This is a genomic window from Pseudomonas sp. D1-1 (genome assembly GCF_051132225.1).
Classification (GTDB): Bacteria; Pseudomonadota; Gammaproteobacteria; order Pseudomonadales; family Pseudomonadaceae; genus Aquipseudomonas.
In genome coordinates this window covers 5,691,602-5,706,875 of record NZ_CP071676.1, presented here as the reverse complement: position 1 = coordinate 5,706,875, position 15,274 = coordinate 5,691,602, and the positions used below count along the sequence as shown (strand labels likewise).

Sequence of the window (15,274 nt, the reverse complement as noted above, 5' to 3'; positions counted from 1 at the left end):
CAACTCCAATAAAAGGTCGTTTCCATGACTCCGCTCAAACTCCTCGTTGCCCTCAGCGCCCTCGGTGCTGCCTCCCACGCCATGGCCTGGGATTATGTCCTGCTCGATACCGACAAGGCCGCACAGCCCTGGCAAATCACCAGTCAGCAGCTCGGTGTGAAGACCGACAAACCGTTTTCCGTGACGATGCGCACCCTGCACGGCGGTCGCCAGGAAGGCGTCAGCATCGTCGATATCGACAACGGCACGATGAAACTCTCGGTCGTCCCGACCCGCGGCATGAATGTGCTGCAGGCCTCGGTCGGCGATGTCCGTATGGGGTGGGATTCGCCGGTCAAGGAAGTGGTCAATCCGGCATTCATCGAGCTCAATGGCCGGGGCGGCTTGGGCTGGCTGGAAGGGTTCAACGAGCTGGTCACCCGCTGCGGCTACGAGTGGGTCGGTCATCCGGGCATGGACAATGGCGAGCTGCTGACTTTGCACGGCCGCGCGGCCAATATCCCGGCGAACAAAGTCACCCTGCACATCGATGAAAAACCGCCCTACGCGATTACCCTGCGAGGCGAGTTGAAGGAGCAGGCGTTCAAGAAAGTCGACTTTTCGGTGCAGACCGAACTGGTCACCGAACCCGGCAGCGTGACCTTCGCGCTCAGCGACACGCTGACCAACAATGGCGACTATCCGAAGGAATACCAGGCGCTCTATCACAGCAACTTCAGTACGCCGTTCCTGGAGCAGGATGCGCGCTTCGCAGCACCGGTCAAACAGGTGTCGCCGTTCAACGACAAGGCCAAGGGCGACCTGAAAGGCTGGCAAACCTATCGCGCCCCAACCAGGGACTACGACGAAACCGTCTACAACGTCGTGCCGTATGCCGACGCCAAGGGCGATACGCTGACCGTGTTGCACAACAAGGCCGGTAGCCTCGGCGTGTCGGTGGGCTTCAACACCGGGACGCTGCCGGTATTTTCCCTGTGGAAAAACACCGATACCCAAGGCCAGGGCTACGTGACCGGCCTGGAGCCGGGCACCAGTTTCTCCTACAACCGTCGATATCAGCGACCACTGGGCCTGGTGCCGACCATCGCGCCGAAAGAGCGTAAGCAGTTCCAGATCCATTACAGCCTGTTGGCGGACAAGGCTGCCGTAGACAAGGCGCTCAAGCGCATTGATGACATCCAGGGTGATCGGAAAACCGAGGTGCGCGATGCCCCGCTGGTGGACCTGAGCAAGCCGTAAGCGGTTCAAACCGAGGCGGGGCGATACTGCAGGGCTTCGGCCAGATGTTCGCGGCTGATTCGCTCCGCTTGCTCAAGGTCGGCCAACGTCCGGGCGACCTTGAGCAGGCGATGGGCGGCTCGCAGCGACAGGGTCAGCCGTTCGCAAGCGGTTTCCAGCCAGGCTTCGTCGGTCGTGGACAGTTTGCAGTGCCGGCGCAGGCCCGGCAGATCCAGGAACGCATTGGCACAGCCTTGGCGTGCTTGCTGGCGTTCACGGGCATCGGCCACCCGTTCGGCGGCGGTGGCGGTGTCGTCCCCCGGTTCGCTCTTGGGGTTCAGTGCGGTGGCTTCCCGGGCCACGGTCAGGTGCAAGTCGATCCGGTCGAGCAGCGGGCCGGACAGTTTGTTGCGGTAACGCTGCACCATGTCCGGTGTGCAGGAGCAACGACCGCTGGGCTCGCCGAGATAGCCACACGGGCAGGGATTCATCGCCGCCACCAGCTGGAAGCGCGCCGGAAAGCGCACCCGGTCCCGGGCGCGGGATATCACGATGTGCCCCGACTCCAACGGTTCTCTCAGCACTTCCAACACCTTGCGGTCGAATTCCGGCAACTCATCCAGAAACAGCACGCCATGATGAGCAAGGGTGATTTCTCCCGGTTGCGGCTTGGACCCACCGCCCACCAGCGCCGGGCCGGACGCCGAATGATGCGGCTGACGGAACGGACGCTGCGGCCAATGGCTCAACGGCACGCAACTGGCGACCGACTGGATCGCCGCGACTTCCAGGGCCTCGCTTTCGGCCAAGGGCGGCAGTAACCCCGGCAAGCGGCTCGCCAGCAACGTCTTGCCGGTGCCAGGCGGGCCGCTGAACAACAGGTTATGGGCTCCCGCTGCCGCGATCAGCAACGCGCGCTTGGCCCCGGCCTGGCCCTGGACTTCACTGAGGTCGGGGTAGGGCTTGCTGGCCGAGAGCAGCCCGTTGGAAACAAAAGGTTCGACCGGGGTATGGCCATTAAAATGCGCCACCGCTTCGAGCAGGTGATTCACCGCGATCACTTTCAGTCCCGACGCCAGGCAGGCCTCCTCGGCATTCGCCCAAGGCACCACGAGCATGCGTCCAGCCTTGCGTGCCGCCAGCGCCGCGGGCAACACCCCGCGTACCGGTCGTACCGCCCCGGACAACGCCAGCTCGCCGAGGCATTCGACGTCGTCCAGCATCAGCGTCGGCACCTGCACGCTGGCCGACAGGATGCCAAGGGCAATCGCCAGGTCGAACCGCCCGCCGTCCTTGGGCAGGTCCGCCGGCGCCAGGTTCAGGGTGATGCGCCGTGCCGGAAAGCTGAGCCCCGAGTTGATGATCGCACTGCGCACCCGATCCTTGCTTTCCTTCACCGCCGCCTCCGGCAGGCCGACCATGGTCAGCGACGGCAAGCCATTGGCCAGATGGACTTCGACGGTGACAGCGGGTGCTTCGACGCCGACCTGGGCGCGGCTGTGAACGATGGCGAGTGACATGAATCGTTCCTTGAGTGGTAGAGAGGACCGCATCCTGCGGTTCTTGAAGGTTAGTTGTGAGGGAGCGTTTGGTTATGGCGATCGATGACAAAAGGTTGGCAGAATGTTGCGCCAGAGTTGAATCAGCGCCGCTCGTGCCCGGTTCCACCGCGGTTTCATGAACCCGGCACCTCGACAAACCCGGGCGTAAGCCCCTGCACGACCACTCCTTGCGCGACGGTTGTGCGTGGGCTGACCATTACGCGCTCGGGGCGTGCTTGTGCTGTCGCCCGGTACAGCACGTAGGTGGCACCGGACTCATCGCGGCGAAGGGCGTGCGGTGGTACGGCGATACCCTGTTCGTCGCGGTACAGAATCACTGCCAGACGCGCGCTCATACCGGTCCGCAGCGGGGGGTCGAAATCGGCGACGGCCGTATCAATTGACACCTGGACCTTATAGCGCGCGCCTGTGTCCTGCTGGTCAGCCGCCTCGTTCTGGATTCCGATGGCCAGTATGCGGCCGCTCAGTTCACCGGCGAATCCATCACCCGTGATTTGCACTGGCATGCCTTCACGTAACAGGTACAGGTCGGTTTCATCCACGCGAGCAAGGGCTTGGAAACGGTCCAGGCCAATGACGCCAAGCAACGGCGTGCCCCGGCTCACGGCCACGCCAGGTTGCACCGCTACCGGTTGGCCGTCACCCGGCATGACAGGTCGCACGACGTAACCGCTCACTGGCGCCGTCACTTCTCGGCGGGCATGCAGCGTTTCGAAAGCCTGGTGATGCGCCTGCGCGTTAGCCAGCTCCATCTCGGCGATATGGCGTTCCTCGCCCTGGCCGTACGCCAGTGTCGTGGCCAGTTCCTCGATTGCCGCGCTGAGCTGTTGCTGGTCGCTGCGCACCTGCTGCTCCAGCGTTTCGAGTTCCATCCTCGCGACGATGCCACGTTCGAACAACGCTTGCGTGTCACGCCGGTTACTTTCGCTGGCGGCCAGGCTCTGCCTGGCATTGTTCAGAGCCCGTCTGGCATTGCTGACCTCGGAGCCTTTGCTCCAATGCTGCAAGCGGCGGGCCTCGCGCTGTGCCTTGAGCAGTTGCGCCTGGGCCTGGCGCAGCTGGATCTGCAACTGCGCGGGGTCCAGCGTCAGCAGCACCTGGCCTTTCTCGACCCGTTGTCCTTCGTGTACCCGCACCTCGGCAAGCAAGCCATCAAACGGGGCGGTCAAGGTAACCTGGTTGACGGCCTGGATACGTCCGATCAGCCCCAGCCGGGTTTCCAGCAATCGCGGTTCGATATGCACCCAGTCAGGCGCTGTGCTTGTCGTTGCGCGGGTGCCTGCGGGCGCCGGCGGCCAGCGCAACGCGATAATGATCAACGCGCCCAATCCGAAAAAGAGCAATGCAGGCTTGAGTGTGATGGGGTTAGTCATTCAACGCGATGTCCCAGCTTTGCAGGGTGGTGCCCAAGGTCTGATCCAGTTCCGCCTGGGCGTTGAGGTAACTGATGAGTGCGGCCAATCGGGCACTCTGCGCCATGCGCAGGTCATTTTCGAAGCTGAGAACCTGAAAGTTGCTCGAACGCCCCACGGTGAGTTTTTCTTGCTCGATGTCCAGCTTTCGCTGGGACAGCTCCTCGGCGCGCCGGGCGATTTGATACTGTCGCCAGCGCGCGCCGATGTCGCGTACTGCGTTGGTCACGCCACGCTGCAGTTCCTGATGAGCCTCTTGCGTGCGGACCTGCTGGTTCTCCACGTCGACCCGGGCCTGGACTTCAGCCTGGCGGGCGCTCAGGTCGCCGATCGGAATCTCCACCTGCACGCCCACGTAGTTCTCCCAGCTTCGGGTGCTGCCGTGGAGATTGTTGCGATCACGGACCTGACCGCCGCCGCCGACCAGCGATACGTCCCATAGGCGCTCGTTGCGTGCCACGACCCTGTTTATCCGGGCCTGCTGGCCGGCGATCAGTTGGATGAGGTAGGTCGGTTGCAATGCTTCGGCCTGGCGCACGGCCTGCGCAGTGTCGATGTCGAGGGGCGCGGCTTGCATGGCCTCGCTGGCAATGATTGGAGTGTCGAGGTCCAGCGCAAGCAGTTGCAACAATGCCAGGCGAGTGTTTTCCAGTTGGTTGCGGGCGTCTTCGTGGCTCAGCTCCTGGTTGGCGACTTCGGCCTCGGTCTGGACGATCTCGAACGCGGCCATGCGCCCGGCGTCGATCATCGCCCGGTTGACGCCGAGCAGTTGGTGCGCCCGCGCCAAGGCGTTGCTGGAGATGTTCAGCTGTTCCTGAGCCTGCAGGAGCGTGCGGTAGGCGGTAATGATCCGGGTGATCGTCTGCGCCACCCGGTCTTTCAGCGCCAGGCGGTTGACCTGCTCGCTCAGGCGCGCCAGTTGTACTGGGGCGGTGGCGACATCGCGGCCGGCGCCGCGCAGCAGCGGCTGGATGATCGTGATATTGGCGCCGTCATTGCGTGTCAGTCCCGCCCTGTCGGCATCGGTCTGGCGCCAGGTCCAGCCCAGGCCGACGCGCGTGCCGTAAGGGGTGAGCAGGGTTGAAACCGGTGCGATTTCACCTTGCCGATAGCGATCGAGCTGGTTATGGCTGGACAGGTAACTGCCGCGCACGAACAGCTTGGGGCTGAAGCGGTCCTCGGCCACGCGCAAAGCGAATTTCTGGCCGATCCGTTCCAGGTAAGCGCTGCGAATGGCGCGGTTGTCGCGCAGTCCCAGGTAGATCGCATCGCTGAGGGTCAGCTCGATGCCGTAGGCATTGAGCGAGGCGCTGGCGACAGCCGCGGAGGGAGTGCCCGGCCGAGTCGCCTGTGACGGTGACAGCGCTGTATCTGCCAGCACCGCCCCACTGGGCGGCGTCAGCAGCAAGGCGACCGCCCAGGCTTTAATCATCACGCAGCGCCTGCACGGGCTGCAGGCGCGCGGCGGACAGCGCCGGGCTCAGGCCAAAGAGCAACCCCGTGAGCAGCGCACCGCCCATGCCCAGCGGCAATGAAAGGGGCGAGAGCGTGAAATCCATCCAGCCTGACAGCACGACGAACAACCAGCCGGTTGCCACTCCGAGCAGAGCACCGGTGGACGCTCCGGCGACTGTCAGCACCATGGCCTCCAGCAGAAACAGCCAGGCGATGTCCCGCGGGCGAGCACCCAGTGCCATGCGCACACCGATTTCGCCGCGGCGTTCGGCGACGTTCATCAACATGATGTTCATCACGCCGACGCCACCGACCAAGAGCGAAATTCCCCCCAACCCTGCCAGCAACCAGGAGAACAACTGCGATTGCTGGGCGAGACCGTCGAGTAACCGCTGCGGGACCTGCACGTCGATCTCCCGACCGGGCAAGGATGTCAGCAGGTAGTCATGCAGTTTCGGGGCTAGGGTTTGTGAGCCCGCGCCTTCGTTGCTGCGCACCAGCACAGTGCCGATTTGCGGTGCGGAAACGAGGCGGCGCATGCCCTCGATCGGCACCAGGATGCTGTCATCGATGGGCAGCGGCAGCAGGGGGTTTTGACCATGGCTGTGGAGTACGCCGACCACCTGGAACAGATAGCCGGCCAGTTGCAACGTATCACCCGGCGCGACGGGGGCATGCTGAGCGGCCAACGTCGCGCCGAGCACTGCATGGGTGCTCTGGGCATCGTAGCGGCTGAGGAATCGTCCTTGCTCCGGCTGCAGGCCAAGCACCGAGGCTATTTCCGGGTCGACCCCGGCCAGCAGGGTGCTGAGCGGTCGCCCATGCATGCTTGCCGGCACTGAGGCCAAGTTCAGGGCGCTGACCGCCAGCACCTCAGGTAACGCCTCGCGAAGGGCCTGGTTATCGAGATTGGTCGGGGCATGCCCCGGCACTCCCTTGTTCGAGGCCGGCTTCACGTCCGCGATCAGCAGGTCGCTGCCCATCGCCTGGAATACCTCCATGCTCCGGGCTTGGGCGTTATGGCCAATGTTCAGCAGCGCAACTACCGCCGCGCAGCCAACCGCGATACCCAGCAATGCCAGCAAGGCTCGTCGTCCCAGGCGGCGCAGGCTGTCGAGGGCCTCGGTCAGCAGTTGCCAGGGCAACGGTCCGTAGCGAGTCGACTCAGTCATGAGGCATTTCCCACAGGCGGCCCTCGCTGATCCGCAGGCAGCGCTGCATGCGCTTGGCGATGTCCGGGTCGTGGGTGACGACTATCAAGGTGACGCCCCGCTCCCGATTGAGCGCCAGCAGCAGTTCGATGACCTCGCTGGCGGTCTGGCTGTCGAGGTTGCCGGTGGGCTCGTCGGCCAGCAGCAAGGCCGGCTCTCCCACCAGCGCTCGCGCGATGGCCACGCGCTGGCGTTGGCCTCCGGACAACTGTGCCGGGCGATGATGCAGGCGTTCGCCCAGACCGAGCTGCAATAGCTGGCGCCGCGCGGCTGCCTGGGCAGCCTGGCGAGATATGCCGCGGTAGAGCAGCGCCAGCGCGACATTGTCCAGGGCGTCCAGGCGTGGCAGCAGGTTGAAGCTCTGAAAGACGAAGCCGATGTGTCGGTTGCGCATCATCGCGCGAGCATCAGCGCTTGCCTGGGTCATGTCGCGGCCAGCCAGGTAGACCTGCCCGGTCGAAGGTTGGTCAAGCAGGCCGATCAAGCCGAGCAGGGTACTTTTGCCGGATCCCGAGGCGCCGATAATGGCGCAGCTCTGTCCTGCATTGATGGTCAGCGACACATCGCGCAGGGTGGCGCGTGCGGTCGCGTCGATGCCATGGATATGGCTCATGCCTTGTACGCGGATCAGCTCGGGAGCGGGATTTTCAGGCATTCGTTGTCCATCCTGAGCGAGCCCCCTTTCGGGGAAAGGGGGCATCGGTTGATGCCTGCTCAGGCGTCTGTCGCGGGCGTTTCGGGTTTGTCTTTCTGCTGCTGCGCCAGCATCAGCTCAAGCAACGATTGCCATGGGGGCATTCCGTCGTCGCTGCCACTTAACCTCCGCGCTTTGGCCAATTCGGCGCTCTTGATCTGTTGAGTAAAGTCGGCTTCGTAATCGCCGAGCATCAGAGACTCCTGAATGGGGGGCAGGCTTTTGTAGTAATTGAGAACATCCCTGATGGTTTCCGGGGTTTTATCCTCGTCCATCAGCTTATTGGTGACTGTGAAGGTCCAGGCGCCGTGCGCGTCGCTATAGGTTTCCCATGCCACTCTGCGTTCATTGTGAGTAAAGTCACCGCTGTCGTCATAGATGATCAGCGTCAGTTGCTCGATGGAAAGGTTCGCGAACGGGTTGCCGCCTTTCTTGTTGAGGAAGTTCGTTGCCTGCTGTGCCTGATCCAGGCGCTGCGGATCGTCCGAGGGCGGCACTTCGGCGTCGCGGATTTCCTTGTTTTTCGCGACATAGGGGATGAAGAAATCTTGCGTGGCTCGCCGGGCAATGTCCGCCAAGCCTGCACGATCATTGCTGGCGTCCCGCTCCGCAGCGCGTGCTGCTGCGTCGCTGAGCAGCTGTGCCATCGGCGAGAGTCGGGTGGTGGTATTGCCGCTCAAGGCGCCGGGTTGCACCTCGCTCCTCGGGCTGGCGCCGACCTTGTCGGTCGGCTCTAGCGGGCTTGCGGTGGCTTTCAGGTTCGTTGCGTAGTGCAGGCGTGCGCCGTTGATACCATCCATTGTTTTGCCTCCATCTCTAAGCTGCGGTGCGCTGTAAGTGCACCGCATTCGATCAGGCCAGGACTGCCTCGGATTTACCCTCCAAGGCAAACCTGGCCGGCTTTTACTGGATCGTGAACTCAATGTTCCACGAGTGATCGGACGCGTTTATTGCGGTAATCGTCGCATTGCAGCGGACTCGGCCGGTAGCCTGCGCGTCCTTGGTCCATTTAGGCAGCTTGGGGTTGATGTAGAAGGTGCTGAACACGCAAGTTTTGCCGTCGGCGCCATAGCGGACGACCGCAGTGGCAATCGCAGGGTTGCGCTGGTCTCGCACTTCGAAAGTGATGGCTTGCTGCGGATTGATCGTATCCGCAGGCTTGGGTGTCGCATTCGCGTGGGTGAGGGCTTCGTTGTTGCCCTGGAACGAATACTTGACCGTCGCGCTGCCAAGGTTCTTGACGGTAACCCGTATCGTTGGACCTGCTTGCGCCGCACCAGCGACGAGCAGGGAGCAGACGGCCAAAGCCGCGACGCTGCGTTTTTTCAATTGCATGCCGTTTTACCTGTTTGACATGTTCGTATGTCGCACGACGGACAGCCGTCCGCCTTGCCCGGTTTACAGCCTTGATGCTGGCTGCATATCCATTCCGGTTACTTCGCGTCGACCCCATTCGTTGAAAGTCCGACTTGCGCAAAGTCCAGCTCGTTAGCGCATTCCATTACGAAGATTTAGCGGCGAATGCCAGGGAAGCTTTAACAGGATTTTGGATAAAGTTCGCGTATTCGACGAATTTAGGAAGCTTTTGTAGGATTTTTCGCGAAGATGGCCGTCGCGGCTGATGCGCCGAACTCATCCGGAAGAGAAAGGGCGAGAGGAAGTTTCCCGCTATTGGGATGGCCGCAAGTAAAAAACCAAAAATCGCGGCCCTGGGTAATGCCTTCAGAAATACGCGTTATTCCGCAGGTGGATTCAGCCTCGCCTCCAACTCCGCCACCTTCGCCTCCAGGCTCTCCAACCGCGCCCGAGTTCGGGCCAGCACCACCATCTGGCTGTCGAATTCTTCCCGGCTGACCAGGTCCAGCTTGCTGAACCCGCTTTGCAATAAAGCCTTGAACTGGCTTTCGATTTCGCTTTTGGGCAGGGGGGTGTCGCCACTCAAGAGGCGGGAGGCGTGGCCGCTCAGGGCGTCGAGGAGATCTTTGGGGGCAAGCATGGCAGGTGTCCTGGAAACGATGGCGGGCAGTGTATCACGCAGGGTCTATAGTCAATTTGCCAGGCGCGGATGCACGCTTTTCGCGCACTGTGCCGGGCGCCACCGCACCGTTGTTGTGCGTATCGCTCCGGTTCGTGGCGCGTGCCGGGCGGGCGCGGTGGTCAAGGGGGTTGAAATCCGGGGGGTTGGGCACAGATGGCAAGCTTTCTGCTTAGTGGCTGATGACCCATGCACTGATGCAGTCGCTGTGACGAATGCAGTGCAGCAGGCGGAGCGGGGAGTTTCGTCAGGAGTAGTCAGCTGGCGCCAGTCGGGCAACTTGGGCCGACGACGCGTTACAAAGCCAGGCACTGCGCTTAGACTTGAGTCGGGTTTGTTTTCCTGGGGCAAGTCCACCAATTCGGGAGAGAGTTTCATGAAGCTAGTCACTGCCATCATCAAGCCGTTCAAGTTGGACGACGTGCGCGAGTCGCTGTCCGAAATCGGCGTGCAGGGCATTACCGTCACTGAAGTCAAAGGCTTCGGTCGGCAGAAAGGTCACACCGAGCTGTACCGCGGCGCGGAATACGTGGTCGATTTCCTGCCCAAGGTGAAGATCGACGTTGCCATCGACGACAAGGATCTTGATCGGGTCATCGAGGCGATTACCAAGGCCGCCAACACCGGCAAGATTGGTGACGGAAAGATCTTTGTGGTCAATCTGGAACAGGCTATCCGCATCCGTACCGGCGAAACCGATACCGACGCTATCTAAGCCGCCAAACCCCAACGCCCCAGGAGAAAACAATATGACTCTGCGTAAATTCGCAGGGCTAGGAGCCCTGTTGTCCTTCGTAATGCCTGGCCTGGCCATGGCAGAAGAAGCGGCAGCCCCAGTCCTCAATTCCGGCGACACCGCCTGGATGCTGACGGCCACGATTCTTGTTCTGTTCATGACCATTCCCGGCCTTGCGTTGTTCTACGGCGGCATGGTTCGGTCGAAAAACATTCTTTCCGTGATGATGCAGTGCTTCGCCATTACCGGTCTGATCAGCGTGTTGTGGGTCATCTATGGCTACAGCATCGCGTTCGACACTACCGGCATGGAGCAGGGCGTCGTCAACTTCAACTCCTTCGTCGGCGGCCTGGGCAAAGCGTTCCTGGCGGGCGTCACCCCGGCCAGCATCACCGGCCCGACGGCGTTGTTCCCTGAAGCAGTCTTCATTACCTTCCAGATGACCTTCGCGATCATCACCCCGGCCCTGATCGTCGGCGCGTTCGCCGAGCGGATGAAGTTCTCCGCCATGCTGATCTTCATGGGCGTGTGGTTCACCTTGGTGTATGCGCCGATTGCGCACATGGTCTGGTCCGGCAACGGCGGCCTGATGTGGGACTGGGGTGTACTGGACTTCGCCGGTGGCACCGTGGTGCACATCAACGCCGGTATCGCAGGCCTGGTGGCGTGCCTGGTGCTGGGCAAGCGCAAAGGCTTCCCGACCACGCCGATGGCACCGCACAACCTGGGTTACACCCTGATGGGCGCGGCCATGTTGTGGGTGGGCTGGTTCGGTTTCAACGCCGGTTCCGCCGTCGCGGCCAACGGCACCGCCGGCATGGCGATGCTGGTCACCCAGATCGCCACCGCAGCCGCCGCGCTGGGCTGGATGTTCGCCGAGTGGATCACCCACGGTAAGCCAAGCGCACTGGGCATCGCCTCGGGCGTCGTGGCCGGCCTGGTTGCAATCACCCCGGCGGCCGGCACCGTGGGCCCGATGGGCGCCCTGGTCATTGGTCTGGCGGCGGGCGTGGTGTGCTTCTTCTGCGCCACCACCCTCAAGCGCAAACTCGGCTATGACGACTCCCTGGACGCCTTTGGCGTGCATGGCATCGGCGGTATCCTCGGCGCCATCCTGACCGGTGTGTTCGCAGCACCAGCCCTGGGCGGCTTCGGCACCGTGACCGATATCGGTGCGCAAGTGTGGATTCAGTTCAAAGGCGTAGGCTTTACCGTGATCTACACGGCGGTTGTCACCTTCATCATCCTCAAGGTCCTCGACGCCGTCATGGGTCTGCGGGTTTCCGAGGAAGAAGAGGCCGTGGGCCTGGACCTGGCCCAGCACAACGAACGTGGTTACAACCTATAATCGCGTTCCAATAAAAAATGCCCGGTTCGCCGGGCATTTTTTTGTCTGGAATTTGTCATTGCTCACAGGGCGTGCTGGTTTTTCCGACGCCTTTTGTTGTGTATGCGACACGGGTTTTTCTACCGCCAAAGACTTACAGGAAAGCAGGAATATTAGGCCCTTTGTTTTTTCCCAGAGCGCGCTAGAATGCGCGCCGAACGTGCGGAGAACTGTATGTGGCAACAGACGCTGATAACCCTGCGGGCAAGGCCCAGGGGCTTTCATCTGGTAACGGACGAGTTGCTCGCCGGCCTGCCTGAACTCAAGGCATGTCGTGTCGGTCTGTTGCATCTGTGGCTGCAGCACACCTCGGCCTCGCTGACCATCAACGAGAACGCCGATCCGGCGGTACGTCGAGACTTCGAACGATTTTTCAATCGGCTGATCCCACAAGGAACCGCCGACTATGAGCACAACGACGAAGGCCTGGACGACCTCCCGGCGCACTTCAAGGCCAGCGTGCTGGGATGTCAGCTCAGTCTTCCGGTGACGGCGGGACGGTTGGCGTTGGGCACCTGGCAAGGTGTTTATCTGGGCGAGCACCGTGATCATGGCGGTACTCGTAAAGTCCTCGCCACCTTGTACGGTGAAGGGGCATGACCGCTGATGGTTGGCGGATGTTGAATTTTTTCTGGCAGCCTTCGACAGATGGCGAAGCTGGGCTATAACTAATCTGCTTTTCGCAAGTCATGAGGTAGAACATGAGCGACGATGATCTGGAAAACGACGACCTCGAAGTAGGTGATGAAGACGAGGCCGAAGAAGGCCTGGAAGCGGCGGCTGAAGACGTCGCTGACGATGACGGTGCCGATGTTCCGGTCCCGACCGCCAAAGGCAAGGCCAAGGCGGCGGTATCGGTCGACGAGTTGCCGAGCGTAGAGGCCAAGAACAAGGAGCGTGATGCGCTCGCCAAGGCCATGGAGGAATTCCTGGCCCGAGGTGGCAAGGTGCAGGAAGTGGAGGCCAATGTGGTCGCCGATCCGCCCAAGAAGCCTGACAACAAGTACGGCAGCCGCCCGATCTGAGTATCTGCCCTTGCTTGCTGAAAAAGCCCGCCGTCGCTGCGGGCTTTTTCATGGGTCGGATAAAGTTTAGGACCATACGCCGATCCTGTGGGAGCGAGCTTGCTCGCGATAGCGGTTTACCTGTCACATCGATGTTGGATGTGCCGCCGTCATCGCGAGCAAGCTCGCTCCCAAACAGGCGGCGTTGTGGTTGTCGGGGGCTTAGCGCGGGTTATGCCATCCTGCCAATAACCCCGGCAGTTCGGTCAGGCTGCGGATTTCCGCATCCGGCGCATGGTCGGCGTCCCACGCCTTGCCCGTCGGGTTGAACCACACTGCGCGCAGGCCGGCCTGTTGGGCGCCGGCGATGTCGTCGCCCGGGTGATCGCCGATGTGCACGGCAGTCTGCGCGGTCGCGCCACCGCGTTGCAGGGCTTCGTGGAACAGCCGGGCGTCGGGCTTGGCGATGCCGATGTCCTCGGCGCACAGGGCGAACTTGAAGTAATCCGCCAGCCCCAGGCGCCGCACGTCGGCGTTGCCATTGGTGACGACGCCAAGGGCGTAATCATTGGCGAGCAATTCCAGGGTCGGCTGCACCTCGGGAAAGACCTCCAGTTGATGTCGGGCATGCAGGAAGGCCTCGAATCCCTGGTCTGCCAGCTCCGAAGCCCGCCATTGATCGTAGCCGGCGTCTTGCAGTGCCCGGAACAGCACGCGTCGGCGCAAGGCACTGATGCGGTGCTTGAGGTCCGGCTCTTCGCTGAGCACTTGTGTGCGGATTGCCCACAAGCGCTCCACCGGAAAATCGCCCAGGTCCGGTGCGTTATCGGTCAGCCACTGACGTAATACGGCTTCGGCGCTGGCGATCACCGGGGCGGTGTCCCACAGGGTGTCGTCCAGGTCGAAAGTGATGAGTTCGATGGTCATGATTCGTCGCCCTTGATGCGTTTGGCCCTGGGGTGGGCACTGTCATAGACCGTCGCCAGGTGTTGGAAATCCAGATGGGTATAGATCTGGGTGGTCTTGATGTCCGAATGGCCGAGCAACTCCTGGACGGCGCGCAGGTCCTGGGACGATTCGAGCAGGTGACTGGCGAACGAATGTCGCAGCATGTGTGGATGCAGGTTCTGCCCAAGTTCGCGCTCACCGGCAGCCTTGACCCGCAATTGTATCGCTCGCGGCCCGAGGCGCCGGCCTTGCTGGCTGACGAAGACTGCTTCATCGGCCGGGTTGGCCATTGCCCGGAGCGGCAGCCACAGGTCCAAGGCTTCCCGGGCCTTGCGGCCGATAGGCAGCAGGCGGGTCTTGCTGCCCTTGCCGTGCACCTGAACCATGCCGTCGGCGAGGTCCAGTTGTTCCAGGTTCAGCCCGGTCAGTTCTGAAAGCCGCAGGCCCGAGGAATAGAACAGCTCGAGGATTGCCTGGTCTCGCCGCGCGAGAAAGTCATCCTCGACGGCGCCCTCCAGCAATTGCAAGGCGCGGTCGGTGTCGAGGGTCTTGGGCAGCCGACGCTCGCCCTTGGGCGGTGCCAGGCCGGTGGCCGGGTCGTGGTCGCAAAGGCCTTCACGATTGAGGTACTGGTACAAGCCGCGCACCGCCGACAACAGTCGCGCCAGGCTGCGGGAGGATTGCCCTTGTTGATGCAGGCGGGCAATCAGGCTGCGCAGGCGCTGGATATCCAGCGCCGACCAGCTGCCGATATTCTGTTTCTGGCACCAGCCCAGCACCTTTTCGAGGTCGCGGCGATACGCCGACAAGGTGTGGGGCGACACCTGGCGCTCACTGCGCAGGTGCTCGCAGTAGGCGTCCAGTTGCCGTTCCATCGTCAGCGTACCGAGCGCAGCGAACCGGCAACCCGTGGCAGCACGCGGCCGGTGACTTCGGCGATATAACTCAGGAACAACGTGCCGACCGAGCTCTTGTAGTGCTGCGGATCGCGGCTGGCGATGGCCAGCACGCCGTGCACGCCCTGGTGGGCAATGGCGACGACGGCCGTAGAGCCGATCTGCTTGCGTTGTTCTTCGCCGAACAGGAAATCCAGCTCATGTTCGCGCAGGCTACCGCTGACGCTTTTGTTTTCCGTGAGCAGGCCGCCGATGGCGGTCTGCGCTTCGGCGTGAGTCACCCAGCGCCCCACCGGCATGGCGTTGTCGCCAAACAGAATGAGGCTGACAAAAGGCACCTGGAAATCCTGGCGCAGGCTGTCTTCGACGCTCATCACCAGGTCTTCCAGGGTGCTGGCGTCCATCAACGCGAGGATCAGGCGACGGGTCTTGTCGAAGAGCCGGTCGTTGTCGCGCGCCACGTCCATCAGGTGCGAAAGACGGTGGCGCATTTCGATGTTGCGTTCGCGCAGGATCTTCATCTGGTGCTCCACCAGCGACACGGTATCGCCGCGCCGGTGGGGAATGCGCATCGTCGAAAGCAGGTCTTCATGCGCGACGAAAAAGTCCGGATGGGCCTCCAGGTAAGCGGCCACGGCTGCGGCTTCCGGGTTCTGGCTCGGGGATTCGTCGGGCTGCGGGGCTGGAACCTGAGGCTTATCGGTCATGGTTTGGCT

General features: G+C 62.3%; 16 protein-coding genes. 5 read left to right on the top strand and 11 right to left on the bottom strand.

Annotated elements, in window-relative coordinates; translation table 11 throughout:
• Positions 1–24 precede the first annotated feature (24 nt).
• Positions 25–1,239 (top strand): aldose 1-epimerase family protein, encoded by a 1,215-nt coding sequence (locus J3P86_RS25860; protein WP_434627132.1) that lies wholly within the window; start codon positions 25–27, stop codon positions 1,237–1,239.
• A gap of 5 nt (positions 1,240–1,244) precedes the next feature.
• Here the strand turns inward: J3P86_RS25860 and J3P86_RS25855 are convergent, their stop codons facing one another.
• The 8 genes from J3P86_RS25855 to J3P86_RS25820 all read right to left on the bottom strand — a co-directional run bounded on the left by J3P86_RS25855 (position 1,245) and on the right by J3P86_RS25820 (position 9,548).
• Positions 1,245–2,738 carry a YifB family Mg chelatase-like AAA ATPase gene (locus J3P86_RS25855; RefSeq protein ID WP_434627134.1) on the bottom strand — a complete coding sequence of 498 codons (1,494 nt, stop codon included), beginning with the start codon at positions 2,736–2,738 and terminating at the stop codon, positions 1,245–1,247.
• A gap of 155 nt (positions 2,739–2,893) precedes the next feature.
• Positions 2,894–4,153, bottom strand: coding sequence for an HlyD family secretion protein (locus tag J3P86_RS25850; protein WP_434699118.1), 1,260 nt, complete (start codon positions 4,151–4,153; stop codon positions 2,894–2,896).
• The gene (locus J3P86_RS25845; protein WP_434699117.1) at positions 4,146–5,624 is read right to left on the bottom strand and encodes a TolC family protein; all 1,479 of its coding nucleotides are present in this window, start codon (positions 5,622–5,624) and stop codon (positions 4,146–4,148) included. The genes J3P86_RS25850 and J3P86_RS25845 overlap by 8 nt, the downstream gene beginning before the upstream one ends.
• Complete coding sequence (locus tag J3P86_RS25840) at positions 5,617–6,819, bottom strand: ABC transporter permease (RefSeq protein WP_434699116.1); 1,203 nt, start codon at positions 6,817–6,819, stop codon at positions 5,617–5,619. Before J3P86_RS25840 ends, J3P86_RS25845 begins: the two co-directional genes overlap by 8 nt.
• Positions 6,812–7,513 (bottom strand): ABC transporter ATP-binding protein, encoded by a 702-nt coding sequence (locus J3P86_RS25835; RefSeq protein ID WP_434627142.1) that lies wholly within the window; start codon positions 7,511–7,513, stop codon positions 6,812–6,814. The genes J3P86_RS25840 and J3P86_RS25835 overlap by 8 nt, the downstream gene beginning before the upstream one ends.
• Before the next feature lie 59 nt (positions 7,514–7,572).
• The gene (locus J3P86_RS25830) at positions 7,573–8,352 is read right to left on the bottom strand and encodes a hypothetical protein (RefSeq protein WP_434627144.1); all 780 of its coding nucleotides are present in this window, start codon (positions 8,350–8,352) and stop codon (positions 7,573–7,575) included.
• A gap of 103 nt (positions 8,353–8,455) precedes the next feature.
• On the bottom strand, positions 8,456–8,887 hold the full coding sequence (locus J3P86_RS25825) for a hypothetical protein (RefSeq protein ID WP_434627146.1): 432 nt from the start codon (positions 8,885–8,887) through the stop codon (positions 8,456–8,458).
• A 400-nt stretch (positions 8,888–9,287) separates the two neighbouring features.
• The gene (locus J3P86_RS25820; RefSeq protein ID WP_434602221.1) at positions 9,288–9,548 is read right to left on the bottom strand and encodes an accessory factor UbiK family protein; all 261 of its coding nucleotides are present in this window, start codon (positions 9,546–9,548) and stop codon (positions 9,288–9,290) included.
• A gap of 415 nt (positions 9,549–9,963) precedes the next feature.
• Between J3P86_RS25820 and glnK the strand changes: the two genes are divergently transcribed.
• From glnK to sutA, 4 genes are all read left to right on the top strand, one after another.
• Complete coding sequence (glnK, locus tag J3P86_RS25815) at positions 9,964–10,302, top strand: P-II family nitrogen regulator (RefSeq protein WP_002555808.1); 339 nt, start codon at positions 9,964–9,966, stop codon at positions 10,300–10,302.
• Positions 10,303–10,336: 34 nt separating this feature from the next.
• The gene (locus tag J3P86_RS25810) at positions 10,337–11,671 is read left to right on the top strand and encodes an ammonium transporter (RefSeq protein WP_434699115.1); all 1,335 of its coding nucleotides are present in this window, start codon (positions 10,337–10,339) and stop codon (positions 11,669–11,671) included.
• A 213-nt stretch (positions 11,672–11,884) separates the two neighbouring features.
• Complete coding sequence (locus J3P86_RS25805; protein WP_434570954.1) at positions 11,885–12,310, top strand: secondary thiamine-phosphate synthase enzyme YjbQ; 426 nt, start codon at positions 11,885–11,887, stop codon at positions 12,308–12,310.
• Between the two features lie 101 nt (positions 12,311–12,411).
• Entirely contained in the window at positions 12,412–12,735 is a 324-nt protein-coding gene (gene sutA, locus J3P86_RS25800; protein ID WP_007941277.1) for a transcriptional regulator SutA, read from the top strand.
• Between the two features lie 201 nt (positions 12,736–12,936).
• On the opposite strand, the gene J3P86_RS25795 is transcribed toward sutA, so the two are convergent.
• The 3 genes from J3P86_RS25795 to J3P86_RS25785 are packed head-to-tail and all read right to left on the bottom strand — an operon-like array spanning position 12,937 to position 15,265.
• Positions 12,937–13,641, bottom strand: coding sequence for an HAD family hydrolase (locus J3P86_RS25795; RefSeq protein ID WP_305497957.1), 705 nt, complete (start codon positions 13,639–13,641; stop codon positions 12,937–12,939).
• Complete coding sequence (gene xerC / locus J3P86_RS25790; protein WP_434627150.1) at positions 13,638–14,537, bottom strand: tyrosine recombinase XerC; 900 nt, start codon at positions 14,535–14,537, stop codon at positions 13,638–13,640. Before xerC ends, J3P86_RS25795 begins: the two co-directional genes overlap by 4 nt.
• A 2-nt stretch (positions 14,538–14,539) precedes the next feature.
• Positions 14,540–15,265: a DUF484 family protein gene (locus J3P86_RS25785; RefSeq protein WP_434699114.1), complete on the bottom strand. Its 726-nt coding sequence runs from the start codon at positions 15,263–15,265 to the stop codon at positions 14,540–14,542.
• Between the last annotated feature and the right edge of the window lie 9 nt (positions 15,266–15,274).

Excerpts from the sequence above, each read along its gene's own strand:
- glnK (WP_002555808.1), top strand. The coding sequence starts at position 9,964 with ATGAAGCTAGTCACTGCCATCATCAAGCCGTTCAAGTTGGACGACGTG.
- J3P86_RS25860 (WP_434627132.1), top strand. The coding sequence starts at position 25 with ATGACTCCGCTCAAACTCCTCGTTGCCCTCAGCGCCCTCGGTGCTGCC.
- J3P86_RS25855 (WP_434627134.1), bottom strand. The coding sequence starts at position 2,738 with ATGTCACTCGCCATCGTTCACAGCCGCGCCCAGGTCGGCGTCGAAGCA.
- J3P86_RS25840 (WP_434699116.1), bottom strand. The coding sequence starts at position 6,819 with ATGACTGAGTCGACTCGCTACGGACCGTTGCCCTGGCAACTGCTGACC.
- J3P86_RS25805 (WP_434570954.1), top strand. The coding sequence starts at position 11,885 with ATGTGGCAACAGACGCTGATAACCCTGCGGGCAAGGCCCAGGGGCTTT.
- J3P86_RS25830 (WP_434627144.1), bottom strand. The coding sequence starts at position 8,352 with ATGGATGGTATCAACGGCGCACGCCTGCACTACGCAACGAACCTGAAA.
- J3P86_RS25850 (WP_434699118.1), bottom strand. The coding sequence starts at position 4,153 with ATGACTAACCCCATCACACTCAAGCCTGCATTGCTCTTTTTCGGATTG.
- xerC (WP_434627150.1), bottom strand. The coding sequence starts at position 14,537 with ATGGAACGGCAACTGGACGCCTACTGCGAGCACCTGCGCAGTGAGCGC.
- sutA (WP_007941277.1), top strand. The coding sequence starts at position 12,412 with ATGAGCGACGATGATCTGGAAAACGACGACCTCGAAGTAGGTGATGAA.
- J3P86_RS25845 (WP_434699117.1), bottom strand. The coding sequence starts at position 5,624 with ATGATTAAAGCCTGGGCGGTCGCCTTGCTGCTGACGCCGCCCAGTGGG.
- J3P86_RS25820 (WP_434602221.1), bottom strand. The coding sequence starts at position 9,548 with ATGCTTGCCCCCAAAGATCTCCTCGACGCCCTGAGCGGCCACGCCTCC.
- J3P86_RS25795 (WP_305497957.1), bottom strand. The coding sequence starts at position 13,641 with ATGACCATCGAACTCATCACTTTCGACCTGGACGACACCCTGTGGGAC.
- J3P86_RS25825 (WP_434627146.1), bottom strand. The coding sequence starts at position 8,887 with ATGCAATTGAAAAAACGCAGCGTCGCGGCTTTGGCCGTCTGCTCCCTG.
- J3P86_RS25835 (WP_434627142.1), bottom strand. The coding sequence starts at position 7,513 with ATGCCTGAAAATCCCGCTCCCGAGCTGATCCGCGTACAAGGCATGAGC.
- J3P86_RS25810 (WP_434699115.1), top strand. The coding sequence starts at position 10,337 with ATGACTCTGCGTAAATTCGCAGGGCTAGGAGCCCTGTTGTCCTTCGTA.
- J3P86_RS25785 (WP_434699114.1), bottom strand. The coding sequence starts at position 15,265 with ATGACCGATAAGCCTCAGGTTCCAGCCCCGCAGCCCGACGAATCCCCG.